Raw genomic sequence first — 16503 nt, 5'->3', positions numbered from 1 at the left:
TGGATTGTTCATAGTACGATTATAAGCTGCAACCTATGAACAGGACAGTGGAACAAGATTACAACAGTGAACAGTCCGGACCGGGAGGGAGTGAACATATCCAAGATTAGTGGACAAAAGCTACTTTCAGCGCTCCCTGCTACAGCTCTCTGCTGCGGATGCGGAAGGTGCGCGGGGAGAGGCCGGTCTCTCTTTTGAACATATTGCAGAACTGGGCGTCATTCACGAATCCGGCGGCGGCGGATACCTCGGAAATATGCATCTGGCTGTGCAGCAGGAGCGATTTGGCATAATCCAGGCGTTTCAGTAAAAGATAACGGTGCGGGGAATGCATAAACCGCTCCTTGAACAGATGGCGGAAGCGGTCATAGCTGTACCCGGACATCTCGGCCAGCGAGGCGACGGACAGCCGGTGGCGGTAGTGCTCATCCATATAATTCAGCACATACTGCATCTGATCCTCTGCCGGGGAGTGGAAGCCGGAGGCGCTGAGCAGCCGCTGCAGATAGACGGTAATCTCGCTCATCTGCAGGTTCAGGAGCTCGGTGAACCCGTCGCGCTTGCGCTTGAATTCGGCATTCATCCGCTGCAGGGTCTGCAGCACGGTATGCTCCTTGTCGTCATCGAAGACGCCGGAGAGCGAGTTGATCACCGGGTTGCCGCAGTGAAAGCCGACGAACAGCACCTCCGGGCTGGGCTGGTGATTCTCGTCATGCTTGAAGCCCGGCGGAATCAGACCGAAGGTGGAGGGGCGGAAGTGATAGCTGCGCTGGCCGATGCTGCACGTTCCCTGGCCAGTGATGTAATATACCAGCTCGAAGCATTCATGCTGATGGGGAGGGATATAAGTACCGGCTTCATGCTCTGCATTGACAATATATAGGACACGATCCATGATGAGCCTCCATTTCAGATGTTTCAGCCGAATCGTACAAAAAGTTGACCGAAAATATATAAATATTTATGTTTTCATTTGTTATGATCTTATCAATAAAACCGAAGATTCTCAACTGGACTGGCCATCTTGTTCGGGTTTTCTGCGGTTTTTTTGCAAATTGTAACATGGGATGTTTGGTTTTCAGAGTAAAATGCATATTTTCAGAATTTCAACAGTTGTTCATTCATGGTGACCGATTCAACGGATACAACAAAACGTGTAATTGGGATTTTATGTTTTCCTCAGGGTTGAACTATTACAAACAGGGGTGTGAACTTCAGAGATGACAAAGAGAATGCTTACTTTATTGCTGCTGGCGGTTATGGTGCTGGTCACGGCGTGCGGAAACAACAAGTCCGGTAACGGAAATGCGGCTACTCCGGGAACGGATGCCGAGGGCGGGAATGCGGCTGCGGGGGACAAGCTCAGAGTTGTGCTGCTGATTCCGGGGACTTTGGGGGATAAATCGTTTTTTGATGCGGCGAACAGCGGTCTGCAGAAGGTAAAAAGCGAGCTGGGCGCTGAAACCAAGGTTGTAGAAATGGGTGCAGACAAGACGAAGTGGGAGCCTACTTTTAACGATATTGCGGCTGAGGATTGGGATGTTGTCATCTCCGGCGGCTCGGAAATTACAGAAATGTTCAATGCGACGGCTGAAGCGAACCCTGATAAAAAGTTCATTAACTATGATACCGACATCGAGGAAGCGCCTGCGAATATGTACAACATGTCCTACTCGACCAACGAGGTCTCCTTCCTGGCAGGTGCGGTTGCGGCGCTGGCTACCCAGTCGGATATGCCGAACGCGAACAAGGATAACGTAATCGGCTTCCTGGGCGGAATGGATATTCCCGGCATCAATGCCTTCCTGGTCGGTTACATTCAGGGAGCACAGTATGTTGATCCGGATGTGAAGGTAGCGGTATCCTATGCCGGTGATTTCGTGAACCCTGCCAAGGGCAAGGAGTTGTCGCTGATCCAGTATAACTCCGGTGTGGATGTTATTTTCAACGTGGCTGGCGGTACGGGTCTGGGGATCTTTGATGCGGCAAAAGAGAAGACCAAATATGCGATCGGTGTCGATTCCGACCAGGCGATGCTGCTGAAGGATACAGACAGCGCGAAGGCTAATCTGATCGTGACTTCAGCGATTAAGAAGATCGATTCGGCCATCCTGGGTGCGGTGAAGAAGCTGCAGGACGGCACGCTGGAAATGGGTAAACGCGATGTGCTTGGCTTCGTGGAAGACGGCGTAGGCATTGCCGAGAATGAGATTTATAAAGAGGTGTTCCCGGCGGACCTGCAGGCTAAGGTTGAAGAAGTGAAGCAGAAGCTGATTAACAAGGAAATCAAAGTGGATAATGCGATGGGGATGGAGACCTCAGAGGTAGAAGCCATCCGTAACGCTGTTAAACCTTAAGGATAGAAACAGAATTCCGGTTGAAAGGCGTTGATGACCCATGGCAAATGCTCTGCTGGAAATGCGGGGAATTACCAAGGTGTATCCAAACGGCGTTGTAGCCAACAAGGACGTTGAGTTCTCTCTGCGCGAGGGCGAGATTCATGCGATTGCGGGAGAGAACGGGGCCGGCAAATCGACGCTGATGAAAATAATGTTCGGGATGGAGGAGCCCAGCGAAGGCGGGCTCTACATCCGGGGGGAGCAGGTCAGACTGCAATCCCCGCAGGATGCGATTGACCGCGGCATCGGCATGGTGCACCAGCACTTCATGCTGGTGCCTTCCTTTACGGTGGCGGAGAATATGGTGCTGGGCATGGAACCGAAGAAGGGCGTAGGCTTCGATGTTGCCGAGGCCGTGCGTCTGACCGAGGAAACGGCCCGTAAATATAACCTCACGGTAAATGCCAGAGCCAAGGTCGAGGACTTAAGCGTCGGCATGAAGCAGAAGGTGGAGATTCTGAAGGCGCTGGTGCGCGGAGCCCGGATTCTTATCCTGGACGAGCCTACTGCCGTCCTGACTCCGCAGGAGACCGAGGAGCTGTTCCACGAGCTGCAGCAGCTCAAGGAGCAGGGGCACACGATTGTGTTCATCTCGCACAAGCTGAAGGAAGTCAAAGCCATCTGCGACCGGATTACCATCATGCGCGGCGGCAGAAGTGAAGGGGTCTTCGAGACCCGTGATGTAACAGAGCAGGAAATCTCCCGGCTGATGGTTGGCCGGGATGTCGTGCTGAAGTATGACAAGGGCGAAGTTCCTTACGGCAAGCCGGTGCTTGCGGTAGAGGGGCTTAATGTCTTGGACAGCCAGGGCAAAGCGCTCCTGTCAGACATCAGCTTCTCAGTCCGTGAAGGCCAAATCGTCGGCATCGCCGGCGTCGAGGGTAACGGCCAGACCCAACTGATCGAAGCGCTGACCGGCGGCCTCCATGGCGTAGCCAGCAGCGGATCGGTACAGGTGAAGGGAACGGAGATTACCGGGCTGGATATTCTGAATATCCGCAGCCTGGGCGTATCCTATATCCCGGAGGACCGGATGCGCCAGGGCTCTGCTGCCGATGCCAGCATTGCCGACAATCTGATTTCTACCCGTTACCGGACCAAGGATATGAATAAGGGACCTTTTCTGCATAAATCACGGATTGCGGCATTGGCCTCCTCGCTCGTTGAGGAGTTCAAGGTGCGCTGCTCCGGCCCGCAGCAGCCGATCGGCATGCTGTCCGGCGGTAATATGCAGAAGGTGGTGGTGGCCCGGGAATGCGCTACGAACCCGCAGCTGCTGATTGCTGAGCAGCCGACCCGGGGCGTGGATATCGGTGCGGCGCAATTCATCCACCAGAAGCTGCTGGAGCTTCGTTCCAAGAACTGTGCGACCCTGCTGGTGTCGGCGGATCTGAACGAGATTCTGGAGCTGAGCGACAGTCTGCTGGTGATGTATGAAGGGCAGATTGTAGCCTATTTCGAGCATCCTTCGGCAGTCAGTGAGGAAGAGCTGGGGCTGTATATGCTGGGCATCCACCGGCAGGATAAAGAGCAGACCGGGAGGGCCATCAATCATGTTTAAAGTGAAATATTTCGAAGCGATCCGGACGGCAGCTGTCATTGCCATTGCCCTGATTATCGCTTTTCTGATTATCTCGCTGGTCAGCGACCATCCGGTGAAGACGATCGGCATCTTCCTGATCGAGCCGCTCTCGACCAAGGGTCATATCGGCAACGTCATTGAAATGGCGATTCCGCTGATGTTCACCGGGCTGGCCGTCTCCCTGCTGTTCCGGGCGAATATGTTCAACCTGGGGGCGGAGGGGATCTTCTACTTCTCCGGGATTGTCACGGCTGCACTGGCGATTCATCTCAGCCTGAACAGCTGGCTGCATCCGCTGGTGGCTATTCTTGCAGGCTCCATCGTCGGGGCCATCCTGTCGGCCATTCCCGGCATACTCAAGGCCAAGTGGAATGCGAACGAGCTGGTAACCTCGCTGATGTTCAACAGTATCCTGTTCGGAGTGGGGCTGTACCTGCTGAATTATCATCTGCGGGATGCCAAGGCCTTCGCCAACGTCTCCTTCAAATTCGAGAAAACCGCGCAGCTGACCAAGCTGTTCACCGGTACACGGATTCACACCGGACTTATTATTGTACTGGTGCTTATTGTGCTGGCCCATCTGTTCCTCTACCGGACCAAATGGGGCTATGAGCTGCGGATGACCGGGGTCAACCGGGAATTCGCCCGCTATTCGGGCATGAAAACGGCCAAGGTGATCATTCTGGTCCACCTGATTGCCGGATTCATCGCCGGGATGGGCGGCTCGGTGGAGGTGCTCGGGATGTACAGCCGCTTCCAGTGGACCTCGCTGCCGGGTTACGGCCTCGACGGGGCGCTAGTCGCGATGCTGGCGAAGAACAACCCGCTGTCGGTCATTGGCTCAGCGCTCTTTCTGGCCTATATCCGCATCGGCGCTGACCTGATGGCACGTCTGTCCGATGTGCCGTCCGAGATGATCTCCATCATCCAGGCCGTCATTATTCTGCTGATTTCCGCTGAGCAGTTCCTCAAGTTCTGGAAGAACAGAATGCTGCTGAAGGAGGCGAAGGAAGCATGAACAGCCTGCTGAATGTCATTCTGACGACGGATTTTGCCTTCTCTGTCCTGCGTGTCACTACGCCGATCCTGTTCGCTGCGCTGGGAGCGCTGATCTCGAACCGGGCCGGCATCATCAACATCGGGATGGAAGGGATCATGCTGGTCTCGGCGCTGGCCGGGGTCATTGTCAGCGCCTATACACAGAGCGCCTGGGTCGGACTGCTGGGGGCGGTGCTGTCGGGGACGCTGATCGCGGGGATTCTCGCTTTTTTCACCCTGAAGTTCAAGACTCATATCATTCTCGGCGGTGTGGCCATCAACATGTTCGCCTCCGGCGGAACGGTGTTCATTCTGTATCTGCTCAGCGGGGACAAGGGCTCGTCCACCTCGCTGGCGAGCAAGGTACTGCCGAGTATTGAGATTCCGCTGCTGAAGGATATTCCGGTGCTGGGGCCAATTCTGTCGGGGCACCACATTCTGACCTATCTCTCGATTATCTCCGTGCTGGTGGTCTATTATCTGCTGAACCGCACCCCGATGGGTCTGCGTATCCGTTCAGTCGGCGAGAACCCTCATGCGGCCCAGTCGGTTGGGGTCAGCGTTATCCGTATTCAGTATACGGCGCTGTTACTCAGCGGCTTCTTCGCGAGTCTGGGCGGAGCGTACATGTCGATGGGCTATCTGTCGCTGTTCACCCGCGATATGGTGGCGGGCCGGGGCTGGATTGCCATCGCGGCAGAATCCATGGGCCGGAGCACCACCGTGGGCACCGCGCTGACCTCCCTGCTATTCGGGGCAGCCGATGCGCTCTCCAATGCCCTGCAAGTGCTGAAGATTCCGGCGGAGCTGATCGCTACACTGCCGTATGTGGCAACGGTCATCGGTCTGATTATCTACGCCATTTCGGAGAGCCGGAAGAAGAACCGGAAGCTGAAGACTACGGCTGGCAAATAATTTATACAAGGAGGCGACCACAATGCCAACACCTACACCTATTCTGATTGACTGCGATCCGGGGCATGATGATGCGATTGCCATTCTGCTTGCGCTGGCTCATCCGGAGCAACTGGACATCCGGGGCATTACCACGGTCGGAGGCAACCAGATTCTTGATAAAATCACAGACAATGCACTCAAGATCCTCAGCTTTGTGAACGCCGATATTCCGGTAGCCAAGGGAGCGGCGCAGCCGCTGCTCGGCAAGCTGGTCACCGGAGAGGAAGCCCACGGCGAGTCAGGCATGGACGGTCCTGCGCTTCCGGCGAGCAAGTTCAAGCCCGTAGAGCAGGGAGCGGTAGAGTTCATGCTGGACATTATCCGCTCCTCCGAAGAGAAGATTACCCTGGTGCCTACTGCACCGCTGACGAATATTGCCCTACTGATTACGGCATACCCTGAAGTGAAGGAACGCATTGAGAAAATCTCCCTGATGGGCGGCGGGCTGGCTTACGGTAACGTGACCCGGACGGCGGAGTTCAATATTTATGTAGACCCGGAGGCGGCAAGGATCGTCTTCGAATCCGGGATACCGATTGTAATGAGCGGATTGGATGTGACGGATAAGGCGGCAATTTTTGAAGAGGAGATTGAGGAGCTGAAGACGCGCGGGCCTGTATCCGTCATGGTTGGCGAGCTGCTTGATTTCTACTCCATCTATGGCAAAAAGATGGGCTTTGTCGGCAACGCCCTGCATGACCCGTGCGCCATTGCCTGGCTGCTGCACCCGGAGCTGTTTGAATCGGAGAACCTGTATGTGACAGTGGAGACCGAAGGCAAGCTGACCCGGGGCATGACCGTGGCCGACCGGCGCAAAAAGCCGGACCAGCCGGCTAATACGGAAGTACTGCTCGGTGTAGACCGCGAAGCCTTCATTAAGCTGCTATTCGATTCGTTGGACCGGTTAGACCGGCAGTTGGAGTCGCCGGCGGGAGAAGCTTAGCCGATGGCTGGCTGGGAACGTCTGCAGGAGACGGTCAGGTTCGAGCTGCAGCAGCGGATTGAGGAAGGCTGCCAGCCGGGCAGTCTGGCGGAGAAGCTGGATGCGGCCGGGAATGATGAAGCTAAGCTGATGGAGGTCTACCGGGAGCTGATGGCGCTTCCGGTGGACGCAAGCTTCCCTTACCAGGAGCCGTCGGAGCTGGAAGCGATTCGGCAGCTCCGCCCGGAGGGTCCGCGTAAGCTGGCGGTGGACTGGACGCCGGACCAGTGGCGGGACCGGTTCTACGGCGCGTGGCTCGGCCGCAGTGTCGGCTGTGCGCTGGGCAAGCCGCTGGAATACTGGGATTACCTGTACGGGAAGGATGGCCGCCCCGGCTGGGAGAACATTGAGCTATGGTTCCGTGGCGCGGACGCTTGGCCGATCAAAGGATATACTCCGGAGTTCTCAACAGCCCGGGAGGAATACGGGCTCGGCTTAAGCGACTGGTCATTCACCAGTACACGCGAGAAGATTAGCTACATGGAGAGCGATGACGATATCCGCTATACCGTGCTGGGTCTGCTCCTGCTGGAGCAGAAAGGGCTGAACTGGGATTCCTGGGACATAGGCAAGCTGTGGCATGGGCATCTGACCTACAGTCAGGTATGTACGGCGGAAACGCAGAGCTATATGAACTTTGCCCAGGAGACCTCCCATCTGCATGGCGAGAAGCCGGCGGATTGGCCGTTGCGCCAGGAGCGGGTGCGGATGCACCTCAATCCGTACCGGGAATGGATCGGCGCGGCGATCCGTGCGGACGGGCTGGCCTATGGGGCAGCCGGACATCCTGAGCTGGCGGCGGAGCTGGGCTGGCGGGATGCCTCGTTCTCGCATGTGAAGAACGGGATCTATGGCGAAATGTTCAATGCTGCGATGATCTCGGCGGCCTTCGCGGGCCTTAGCAACGAAGAGATTGTAGAGGTCGGGCTAAGTGAGATTCCTTCAACCAGCAGACTGGCCCGGGATGTACTGCGGGGAGTGGAGCTTGCCCAGCAGGCAGGCACGCAGCGGGAGCTGGTCAGCCTGTTATGGGACGAGTTCAGCCATTATGACCCGGTGCATACGAACAACAACGCCGCCATCGTGGCCGCTTCGCTGATCTACGGCGGCAATGATTTCGAGAAAGCCGTTGTCACCTCGGTTGCGGCCGGGATGGACACGGACTGCAACGGCGCAACTGTCGGCTCAATTATGGGCGCGAAGCTGGGTGCAGCCAAGCTGCCCGTGAACTGGACCGCACCGCTGAATGACACGCTGTATGCGGACCTGCCGGGCTTCCACCCGATCGCGATCTCCGAGGTCGCGGAGCGGAGCTATCAGGTGTTCCTGAAGCTGCGTGGGGAGCTGGGGGAGTAGGCTTAGGTTTAAATATTTGAGTGCACTTTTATATGAAGTCGCCTCGCACCGGATGTTTTCAGGGGAGAACATCCGGTGCGGTTGGGCGGCTTTTTGTGTGTTTCATCCGACTGTAATCGAAAAACCGACCATATTGCACCGGATAATGGTGTGTGGGCGCAATGTAATCGAAAAACCGACTACATTGGGCTGGCGCGAGGGTGGGGTGGTCGGATATATGCAGAAAACCGACTACAATCGCTTGACTGCATTGGTGCCACCAGACTCGGGTCCATCACCCGCTGAACTTATAATTCACAACCTTCAACTTGTATGTTAGCATTATTGGTAATTCATGGGGTATTCCCATTTCATTTTGAAGGATAGGAGTGAGCTCATGCTGAAAGTCATGATTGTAGACGATGAACCCTGGGTTCTGGAAGGGCTCAGAACGATGGTGGACTGGGAGAAGTCGGGGTTCGAGGTGTGTGCCGAAGCACTTAGCGCCGGGGATGCCCTGCGGCTGGTCCGCGAGCATCAGCCGGACCTGCTGCTTACAGATATTAACCTGCCGGTGATGAGCGGTCTGGAGCTGATTGCTGCGGTGAAGGAAGAGATGGACCCTCCGCCAAGATTCGTGATCCTGAGCGGGTATGACAACTTCAGCTATGCCCGGACGGCGCTGCGTCATAAGGTCGACGGCTACCTGCTAAAGCCGGCAGACGATGAGGAGATGGAGGCGCTGCTGGCGAAGATCAGCGGTATTATCCAAAATGAAACCGCTTCCAGAGCAGAGGAGCGCAAGAAGCACAACTTCCTGGTCCATAGCCTGATCAACCGGCTGATTCAGGGGGAATGGAACAGTGAGCTGGAGCAGGCCGCCCACAGCGTTCTGGGGCTTACGCCGGATACGGAGCTGCAGTGTATCCTTGCTGCGGCCATCTCAGGTACGGCAGGGCTGAACGGCATGGATACCGAAGGGCTTCCCGAGCAGCTTGGGCTTATGTTTCAGGACCCGGCCGGAAGAGCAGGGCTGATTGTCCGCTGTGCCGGACTGTCCTCCGAAGCACTTGAGGCGGCTGCCCTTCAAATTCAGAAGGTGCAGTCGCAGAAGCTGGGGGTACCGGTGGCGGTGATGATCAGCGGAAGGCGGACAGGGGCTCGTGCTATTCAGGAGTTATATGCCCAGACGCTTGAGGTCTGGGGCCTGAAGTACCGGAAGGAGAAGGGCGGAATCTTCTACTTCAATGATCTTAGAACAACCTGCCGGAGCCGCGATTTCACGGAGGGGCATTTCGTCCAGGTGCCGGATAAGGTGAAGGAAGGCGTTCCCGCGCGGATTCAGGAAGCTATCCGGGAAGCCTTCGCGGCGATGACAGCCAAGAGAGTGAATATTGATGCCGCCCAGGCCGAGGTAGCCCATCTGGAGATGACCTTATGCCGGAGCATCTCGGAGCTGCAGGGAGACCCGGACCGGATCATGTGCGCGATGCACAAGGAGTACGGCAATTTGGGCGGACTCACGGATTATTATAAGCTCAGCTTGTATGTGGACCGGCTCTGCCTGGAGACAGCGGCTTACCTTGCCGAGCTGCGGGCCAGTAACGAAGGGAACACCATCTACAACGTGATCCAGTATGTGGACCTTGAATTCCGCAGCAAGCTGCAGCTTCAGGATCTAGCCAAGCAGTTCCATATGAATTCGGCCTATCTGGGCCAGCTGTTCCGCAAGGAGACCGGCCGCAGCTTCAGCGATTATCTGAATGACAAGCGGATCGAGACGGCCAAGGGCCTGCTCAAGCGAACCCAGCTCAAAGTATCGGATATTGCGCTGCAGGTGGGCTTTTCCAATACGGATTATTTCATCGACAAGTTCAAGAACAAGGTTGGCGTCTCTCCTTCGGTGTACAAAAACGCCCATATGAACAAGCAGCTCTAAGAAAGCCGGGTGCATAAGGCATGAAGACCAAACGTTTCAAATTCGGGACCTTTATCAATGATATTCCGCTGAGCTACAAATTCTACCTGATCTACATCGTGGGGGTGCTCCTGCCGATCATGGTGCTGAATCTGGTATTTCTGGAACGGATCACGGATCTCATCAAGTCAAGAGAACAGCAGAATCTGGAGATATCGATGGAGCGTGCGCGCAAGGACATCCATGATTTCATAGAGGGCGGGGTGTCTGTCGGCTACACGCTGGCTGCGGATAAGAACCTGTATGAGATGCTGGACCGGATCTACGAGAATTCTATCGAATTCTACAGCACGTTCAACGAGCAGCTTAGAGACCGGATGAACAGCTATATGCCGGTGAACAACCAGCTGGAGCGGATCAGCATCTACACCAACAACCAGACCGTTGTCTCCGGCGGGAACTATCAGGTGATGAACGAGAAGGTATGGACCAGTGACTGGTACCGGCAGGCGAAGAAGGCAGAGACCCAGGTGTTTGTGGCCGCTTACCGGACGAGCGAGAACCAGTATCTGTCCACCTCTACCCCTGCGCTAAGTGTTATAGAGACGATGGATAATTACCGGAATCTGAACAAGTTCGAGAAGGTGCTGCGGATCGACCTGGACCTGAGCCAGATCTATGACATCATTGTCCGGGAAAAAGATTACCTCAGCCTCTATCTTCTCAACGGGGAGAACAAGATTGTGATGTCGGCGGACAGCGGCTACCAGCATGTCACGGATAATCCGTATCCGGTATTCACCCAGTGGGGCGACAGCCAGGGCGAGAGTGAAGATGTCCGGGTTATGGCTGTAGGGACGGCGAACTATCTCAAGGGCTGGAAGCTGGTCGGGATCACGCAGGGAGAGCGCATCTCCCAGGCGATTCTCGATATCCGGCTGTATGCGGCCGGGCTGGCTACTACGCTTACACTGCTGACCAGCGGGTTCATCTATATGATGCTGCGGTCCTACAACTACCGGGTGAAGCGCCTGTCCCGCCATATGCAGAAGGTAACTAATGAGAAGTTCGAGCTGATTGCGATTGATGAGGGCCGGGACGAGATCGGCGGCCTGATCCGCACCTTCAACCGGATGACCTCCCGTATCCATTCGCTGATTAATGATGTGTACAAGCTGGAGATTCAGAGCAAGAATCTGGAGATGGAGCGCGTCAGGGCGGAGCTGAACTTCCTGCAGAGCCAGATGAACCCGCATTTCCTGTTCAACACGCTGAATGCCATTCTGGTGGTCTGCACCAAGAACAAATATAACGATGTCACCGATATTGTCAAAAGCCTGTCAAAGCTGCTGCGCCGGCTGCTGAGCTGGAAGGAGGACCTGGTGACCGTTCGCGAGGAGATCACCTTCATCGACATGTACCTCAAGATTGAGAAATTCAGGTTCAGGGACAAATTCGATTATACGTTCGAGATTGACGAGCAGTCACTGAATTATAAAATTCCGAAGCTGAGCATGCAGCCGCTGGTGGAGAACTCCTGCAAGCATGGCTTGCAGACTATTGAGGGACTGGGCATTATCCGGGTAGCCACGGCGATTGTGGACAACCGGCTGCAGATTACCGTATCAGACAACGGCAAAGGCATCGGGCCGGATAAGCTGAAGGAATTGATGTTTGCCGTCCGCCAGGAGGACTACTCCGGGGCCAATATCGGCATCCGCAATGTGTACCGCAGGCTGGAGCTGTATTATGCGGATCAGGTCCGCTTTGACATCTCCAGTACACCGGACCAGGGAACCGTAGTGACCTTCGGCATTCCCCTTAAGCTGCTTGAGCAGAACCACTCCAATGAAAGCGAGGTATAACGGATGAAATACAAAGTGCTGCTGATTGATGACGAGCCGAGCGCCCTTGAGGGCATGGAGATGTGGATTGACTGGCAGGAGCTGGGCTTCGAGCTGTGCGGAACCTGCGGCAATGGCCGGGAAGGGCTGAAATTGATGAAGCAGCTCCAGCCGGATCTGGTCATCACCGATATTAACATGCCGCTCATGAACGGGCTGGAGATGATCGGGGAATGGCGGCAGGAGAGCATACATCCGGTGAAGTTCGTCATTTTGAGCGGTTACAGTGAATTTGAATATGCCCGGACAGCGATCAGCTACGGAATCAATCATTACCTGCTGAAGCCTGTGTTTCCGGAGGAAGCCGCCGAGGAATTGCGGGAAATTCATCAGGAGCTGGAGCAGGAGACGAACCGCCGGCTGATCCACGAGACCGCCTCGGGAGAAGAGGCAGCCACACTAATCAGAAGCCTGTTGTACGGTAAAAAGGAAGATCCCGAGTTGATCGATCTGCTGGAGACGCTGCCCGGCTTCCGTGAGACCGCCGCCTGGAATATCTGCCTCATCCAGACGGTTCCCGAGCTGTACGCAGAGGTGCGGGGAAGAACCGCCTCATTGCTGGCCGGACATCAGGCTGCGGTGGCGATCGATCTGGAGGCAGGGATTCTCGGGATTGCTTACGGAATAAAGGCAGGCAGTGGAGAAGACAGCAGGATCTCGGAAGTGCTGCAGACCCTGCTGCAGGAATATGGCGGCAGCCGGATGCACATCGCTGTGGGCGCGCCGGAGGGCTCGCTGCTGAGCATTGAGGAGAGCTACAACAGTGCTAAGGAGACGCTCCTGCATTTCTTCTATGCCCCGGAATCTGCGGGCATCCTGTCCTACAGCGGGGTGAAGGGCCAGCCCTTCCGCTATCACTATGACCATATCGGGCTGATGGATGCTCTGCTGGATGCGGTCAATCTGCTGGATGCGGGCGGCTACCGTAAGGCGCTGGAGGAAGCGGAGCGCAGCTTCCGGGAGCAGCAGGTGGCGCCGGAGGTTGTACGGAAGCTGGTGATCCATCTTCTGTACCGGATCTTCGCGCTTGCGCCCGGTGCTGATCCCTCCGGCGGGGAGCAGGGGGCGCCTTCCGGCATCGCCCCGGAGATTCAACAGGCGATGACCCCGCTCTCCGGGCTGCTCAGCCGTCTGCTGTCCTGCGGCGAGCGGGCCATCGAGCTCCTGGTGCGTGAACAGAATCAGAAGTCGCACGGCATTATCCGCGAGATCAACCAGTATATCGGCGAGCATTATCATGAGAGCCTGAGCATTCAGAAACTGGCGGAGGTCTTCTTCCTGCACCCTGTATATCTGGGTCAATTATTAATCAAAAAGAACGGCAGGACCTTCAATGAGCAGCTCCATCATCTGCGGATTCAGGCGGCGGCTGTGCTCCTGCGCGAGAGCAGGCTCAAGCTCTCAGAGATTGCCGAACGGGTAGGTTATGTCAATTACGGGCAGTTTCTGAAACGGTTCGAGAAGGAGATGCACATGGGACCGAATGAGTACCGGCATGCAAAGTTCTAAAATTTTTTGGGGTATACCTTTAGTTCGGTCGTATTCCAACAGGGGATTCACCTCTATAATTCAATTGTGTAAGTGCTTACAAATTAATTAAAGACAACACATTATGGAGGTGCTTTATGGGGGGCAAGTCGAAAGCAACATTCAAGCTATCCCTGGTTGCTCTGTTATCCCTAAGCTTCGCATTGTCAGGCTGCGGGGGCAACAACAATACGAAAGGACAGGCTGAGAGTACCAAAGCTCCAGAGACTGCTTCGTCTAACACGCCAGGAAAGGTGGAACCTTTCACCGTCAGCGTATTCCTGGGGACAGCAGGACAACAGCCTACACCAGACAACAAGATCTACAAGATGATCAAAGAAGAGACCGGAGCCAGCTTCGACATGGAGTTTCTGGCAGGCGACATTAACCAGAAGCTGGGCGTTATGATTGCCGGCCAGGACTATCCGGATCTGATGACCGGGAATACGAAGCTTACAGCAGCAGGAGCCTATATCCCGCTGGAAGACCTGATTGAAGAGCATGCGCCTAACCTGAAGAAGCATTACGCTGATTACTGGAACATGATGAAGGACCCGAATGACGGACATATCTATATCCTGCCTAACTATGGTGTCTATAACGGTAAGGTCAACAGTTCGTGGTACTCCGGCCCGGCCTTCTGGATTCAAAAGGCGGTGCTGAAGGAGTTCAATTATCCGCAGGTAAAGACGCTGGATGAATACTTTGATCTGATTGAGAAATATAAAGAGAAATATCCGAAGATTGACGGAAGCCCGACGATCGGGTTCGAAATTCTGAACTATGACTGGAAGAACTGGGGGCTGTTCAACGCTCCGCAGCATCTGATCGGCCATCCGAATGACGGCGGTGTGGTTGTCAAAGACGGCGTTGCCGAAGTGTTTGCCGACAAGGATTATGCGAAGCGGTACTACCAGAAGCTGAATGAAATGAACGCCAAGGGCCTGATCGATAAAGAAACCTTCGTCCAGAACTATGACCAGTATATGGCGAAGCTGTCCAGCGGTACCGTTCTCGGGATGTTCGACCAGCACTGGAACTTCAATGCGGCCGAGGATTCCCTGACGACCCAGAACAAAATTGAACGTACTTATGTCGGCCTTCCGCTGGTCTATGATACATCCATTAAGGATCACTACCGCGACCTGGCTGTGCTGAACCTTAACAACGGCTTCGGCATCAGCGTCAACGCCAAAGATCCGGTGAAGATCATCAAGCTGCTTGATACGCTGATGGATGAGAAGTGGCAGAAGCTGTTCTCCTGGGGTGTAGAAGGCGAGGATTACATCGTTGAGAACGGCAGATTCATGAGAACCCAGGAGCAGCGTGACAATGCAGCCGATGCCACCTGGCAGCTGGCCAACAAGGCCAAAGCGATCTTTGAATATCTGCCCAAGACCGAAGGAAGCTTCAGCGACGGTAACTCCACAGATGCCGCTGCCCAGCCTGAGGAGTACAAAGCCGGCCTGAAGCCGTATGACAAGGAAGTGCTGGATGCCTATGGCTTTGATTCCTACGTGGACTTCTTCAGTGATCCGCCACCAAACGAAGTCTATTATCCTGCCTGGTCCATCGACCTGATTGAAGGCTCGGATGCCAAAATCGCCAGCACCAAGCTGAGTGATCTGCAGACCAAGTTCCTGCCGAAAGCCATTCTTGCCGATCCGGCTGACTTCGATTCCGTATGGACCGATTATACCGAACAGATCAAGAAGGCGAATGTAAAGGCTTACGAAGACAAGATCAATGAGCAGATCAAGTGGAGAATTGATAATTGGAGTAAATAACGGAGCTGTAACGTTCCGGGATCAGCAGGTGGAGGGCCGCTGCCGGCCTTCCATTTGCTGAATTAATTTTGATGGATTAGGAGACAACGAATATGGATGAGACCCTAGAAATAGATACTGTCCCCCGGCCTCCAAAGAAGAACAGGAAGAAGAAACAGCCGATCACCTGGCGCTTGATCAAAAGCCAGAATCAGCTCATTTGGATGTCTGTCCCTTTAATGCTCTACATTATTCTTTTTGCCTATGTCCCCGTCTGGGGCTGGACCATGGCCTTCCAGAACTACCGGCCGGCGAAGTCCTTCGGCGAACAGGAGTGGGTGGGACTCAAGCAGTTCCGGTTCCTGTTCACGGATGATAACTTCATCCGCGTTCTGCGCAATACGGTAGCCATGGGGTTGATCAATCTGGTGCTGGGCTTCGTTACGGCGATCGTGCTGGCGCTGCTGCTGAATGAGATCAAGAAAGTATTCTGGAAAAGAACCGTGCAGACGATCTCCTATCTGCCGCACTTTTTGTCCTGGATTATCGTTACCGGCATTGTGGCCACCTCGTTGTCCATCAATGACGGGATTGTGAATATCGTTCTGATGAAGCTGCATCTGATTAAAGAGCCGATTCTGTGGCTCAGTGAAGGCAAGTATTTCTGGGGAATCGTCGGGGCTTCGCATGTGTGGAAGGAAGTAGGCTGGAATACCATTATTTATTTGGCAGCCATTGCTTCCATTGACCCTGCATTGTATGAAGCTGCCGAAATTGACGGTGCTAACCGCTACAAGAAGATGATGTATGTAACCCTGCCTGGCATCAAGGCAACCATTGTCATCCTGATGATTATGTCGATTGGACATCTACTGGAAGCAGGCTTTGAGGTGCAGTACCTGCTCGGCAACGGGCTTGTAGTGGACTGGGCCGAAACCATTGATATTTTCGTACTGAAATACGGGCTTGCCCAAGGTAACTATTCACTTGCGACGGCTGGCGGGATCTTCAAAACGGTTGTCAGCGTAACATTGCTGCTTATGGCTAATGGCATTTCCAAGCGGCTTGGGGAAGAGAGGCTGTTATAATGACCGA

At 54.8% G+C, this 16503-nt stretch carries 12 protein-coding genes; 11 read left to right on the top strand and 1 reads right to left on the bottom strand.

Annotated elements, in window-relative coordinates:
* Positions 1 to 139 precede the first annotated feature (139 nt).
* Positions 140 to 895: an AraC family transcriptional regulator gene (locus tag MHI24_RS11430; RefSeq protein WP_340025751.1), complete on the bottom strand. Its 756-nt coding sequence runs from the start codon at positions 893 to 895 to the stop codon at positions 140 to 142.
* A 325-nt stretch (positions 896 to 1220) separates the two neighbouring features.
* Here MHI24_RS11430 and MHI24_RS11425 point away from each other — a divergent pair, with 325 nt between their 5' ends.
* The 11 genes from MHI24_RS11425 to MHI24_RS11375 all read left to right on the top strand — a co-directional run bounded on the left by MHI24_RS11425 (position 1221) and on the right by MHI24_RS11375 (position 16496).
* Positions 1221 to 2357, top strand: coding sequence for a BMP family ABC transporter substrate-binding protein (locus MHI24_RS11425; RefSeq protein ID WP_340025750.1), 1137 nt, complete (start codon positions 1221 to 1223; stop codon positions 2355 to 2357).
* A gap of 40 nt (positions 2358 to 2397) precedes the next feature.
* Complete coding sequence (locus MHI24_RS11420; protein ID WP_340025749.1) at positions 2398 to 3960, top strand: ABC transporter ATP-binding protein; 1563 nt, start codon at positions 2398 to 2400, stop codon at positions 3958 to 3960.
* The gene (locus MHI24_RS11415; protein WP_340025748.1) at positions 3953 to 4999 is read left to right on the top strand and encodes an ABC transporter permease; all 1047 of its coding nucleotides are present in this window, start codon (positions 3953 to 3955) and stop codon (positions 4997 to 4999) included. Before MHI24_RS11420 ends, MHI24_RS11415 begins: the two co-directional genes overlap by 8 nt.
* Positions 4996 to 5934, top strand: coding sequence for an ABC transporter permease (locus MHI24_RS11410; RefSeq protein ID WP_340025747.1), 939 nt, complete (start codon positions 4996 to 4998; stop codon positions 5932 to 5934). Before MHI24_RS11415 ends, MHI24_RS11410 begins: the two co-directional genes overlap by 4 nt.
* Before the next feature lie 22 nt (positions 5935 to 5956).
* Positions 5957 to 6919, top strand: a complete 963-nt coding sequence (locus MHI24_RS11405) for a nucleoside hydrolase (protein WP_340025746.1) — start codon at positions 5957 to 5959, stop codon at positions 6917 to 6919.
* Positions 6920 to 6922: 3 nt separating this feature from the next.
* Positions 6923 to 8314, top strand: coding sequence for an ADP-ribosylglycohydrolase family protein (locus MHI24_RS11400; protein ID WP_340025745.1), 1392 nt, complete (start codon positions 6923 to 6925; stop codon positions 8312 to 8314).
* A 376-nt stretch (positions 8315 to 8690) separates the two neighbouring features.
* A complete protein-coding gene (locus MHI24_RS11395) occupies positions 8691 to 10232 on the top strand; it encodes a response regulator transcription factor (protein WP_340025743.1) in 1542 nt (513 codons plus the stop codon).
* Positions 10233 to 10252: 20 nt separating this feature from the next.
* Entirely contained in the window at positions 10253 to 12076 is a 1824-nt protein-coding gene (locus MHI24_RS11390) for a histidine kinase (protein ID WP_340025742.1), read from the top strand.
* A gap of 3 nt (positions 12077 to 12079) precedes the next feature.
* On the top strand, positions 12080 to 13624 hold the full coding sequence (locus MHI24_RS11385) for a response regulator (protein WP_340025741.1): 1545 nt from the start codon (positions 12080 to 12082) through the stop codon (positions 13622 to 13624).
* Between the two features lie 116 nt (positions 13625 to 13740).
* On the top strand, positions 13741 to 15429 hold the full coding sequence (locus MHI24_RS11380; protein WP_340025740.1) for an extracellular solute-binding protein: 1689 nt from the start codon (positions 13741 to 13743) through the stop codon (positions 15427 to 15429).
* Between the two features lie 92 nt (positions 15430 to 15521).
* Positions 15522 to 16496, top strand: coding sequence for an ABC transporter permease subunit (locus tag MHI24_RS11375; RefSeq protein WP_340025739.1), 975 nt, complete (start codon positions 15522 to 15524; stop codon positions 16494 to 16496).
* Positions 16497 to 16503 lie beyond the last annotated feature (7 nt).

Origin of the sequence: Paenibacillus sp. FSL K6-1096, assembly GCF_037977055.1 — a bacterium.
GTDB lineage: Bacteria > Bacillota > Bacilli > Paenibacillales > Paenibacillaceae > Paenibacillus_AQ.
This window is presented reverse-complemented; position numbering and strand designations above follow the sequence as displayed.

Excerpts from the sequence above, each read along its gene's own strand:
- MHI24_RS11430 (WP_340025751.1), bottom strand. The coding sequence starts at position 895 with ATGGATCGTGTCCTATATATTGTCAATGCAGAGCATGAAGCCGGTACT.
- MHI24_RS11425 (WP_340025750.1), top strand. The coding sequence starts at position 1,221 with ATGACAAAGAGAATGCTTACTTTATTGCTGCTGGCGGTTATGGTGCTG.
- MHI24_RS11420 (WP_340025749.1), top strand. The coding sequence starts at position 2,398 with ATGGCAAATGCTCTGCTGGAAATGCGGGGAATTACCAAGGTGTATCCA.
- MHI24_RS11415 (WP_340025748.1), top strand. The coding sequence starts at position 3,953 with ATGTTTAAAGTGAAATATTTCGAAGCGATCCGGACGGCAGCTGTCATT.
- MHI24_RS11410 (WP_340025747.1), top strand. The coding sequence starts at position 4,996 with ATGAACAGCCTGCTGAATGTCATTCTGACGACGGATTTTGCCTTCTCT.
- MHI24_RS11405 (WP_340025746.1), top strand. The coding sequence starts at position 5,957 with ATGCCAACACCTACACCTATTCTGATTGACTGCGATCCGGGGCATGAT.
- MHI24_RS11400 (WP_340025745.1), top strand. The coding sequence starts at position 6,923 with ATGGCTGGCTGGGAACGTCTGCAGGAGACGGTCAGGTTCGAGCTGCAG.
- MHI24_RS11395 (WP_340025743.1), top strand. The coding sequence starts at position 8,691 with ATGCTGAAAGTCATGATTGTAGACGATGAACCCTGGGTTCTGGAAGGG.
- MHI24_RS11390 (WP_340025742.1), top strand. The coding sequence starts at position 10,253 with ATGAAGACCAAACGTTTCAAATTCGGGACCTTTATCAATGATATTCCG.
- MHI24_RS11385 (WP_340025741.1), top strand. The coding sequence starts at position 12,080 with ATGAAATACAAAGTGCTGCTGATTGATGACGAGCCGAGCGCCCTTGAG.
- MHI24_RS11380 (WP_340025740.1), top strand. The coding sequence starts at position 13,741 with ATGGGGGGCAAGTCGAAAGCAACATTCAAGCTATCCCTGGTTGCTCTG.
- MHI24_RS11375 (WP_340025739.1), top strand. The coding sequence starts at position 15,522 with ATGGATGAGACCCTAGAAATAGATACTGTCCCCCGGCCTCCAAAGAAG.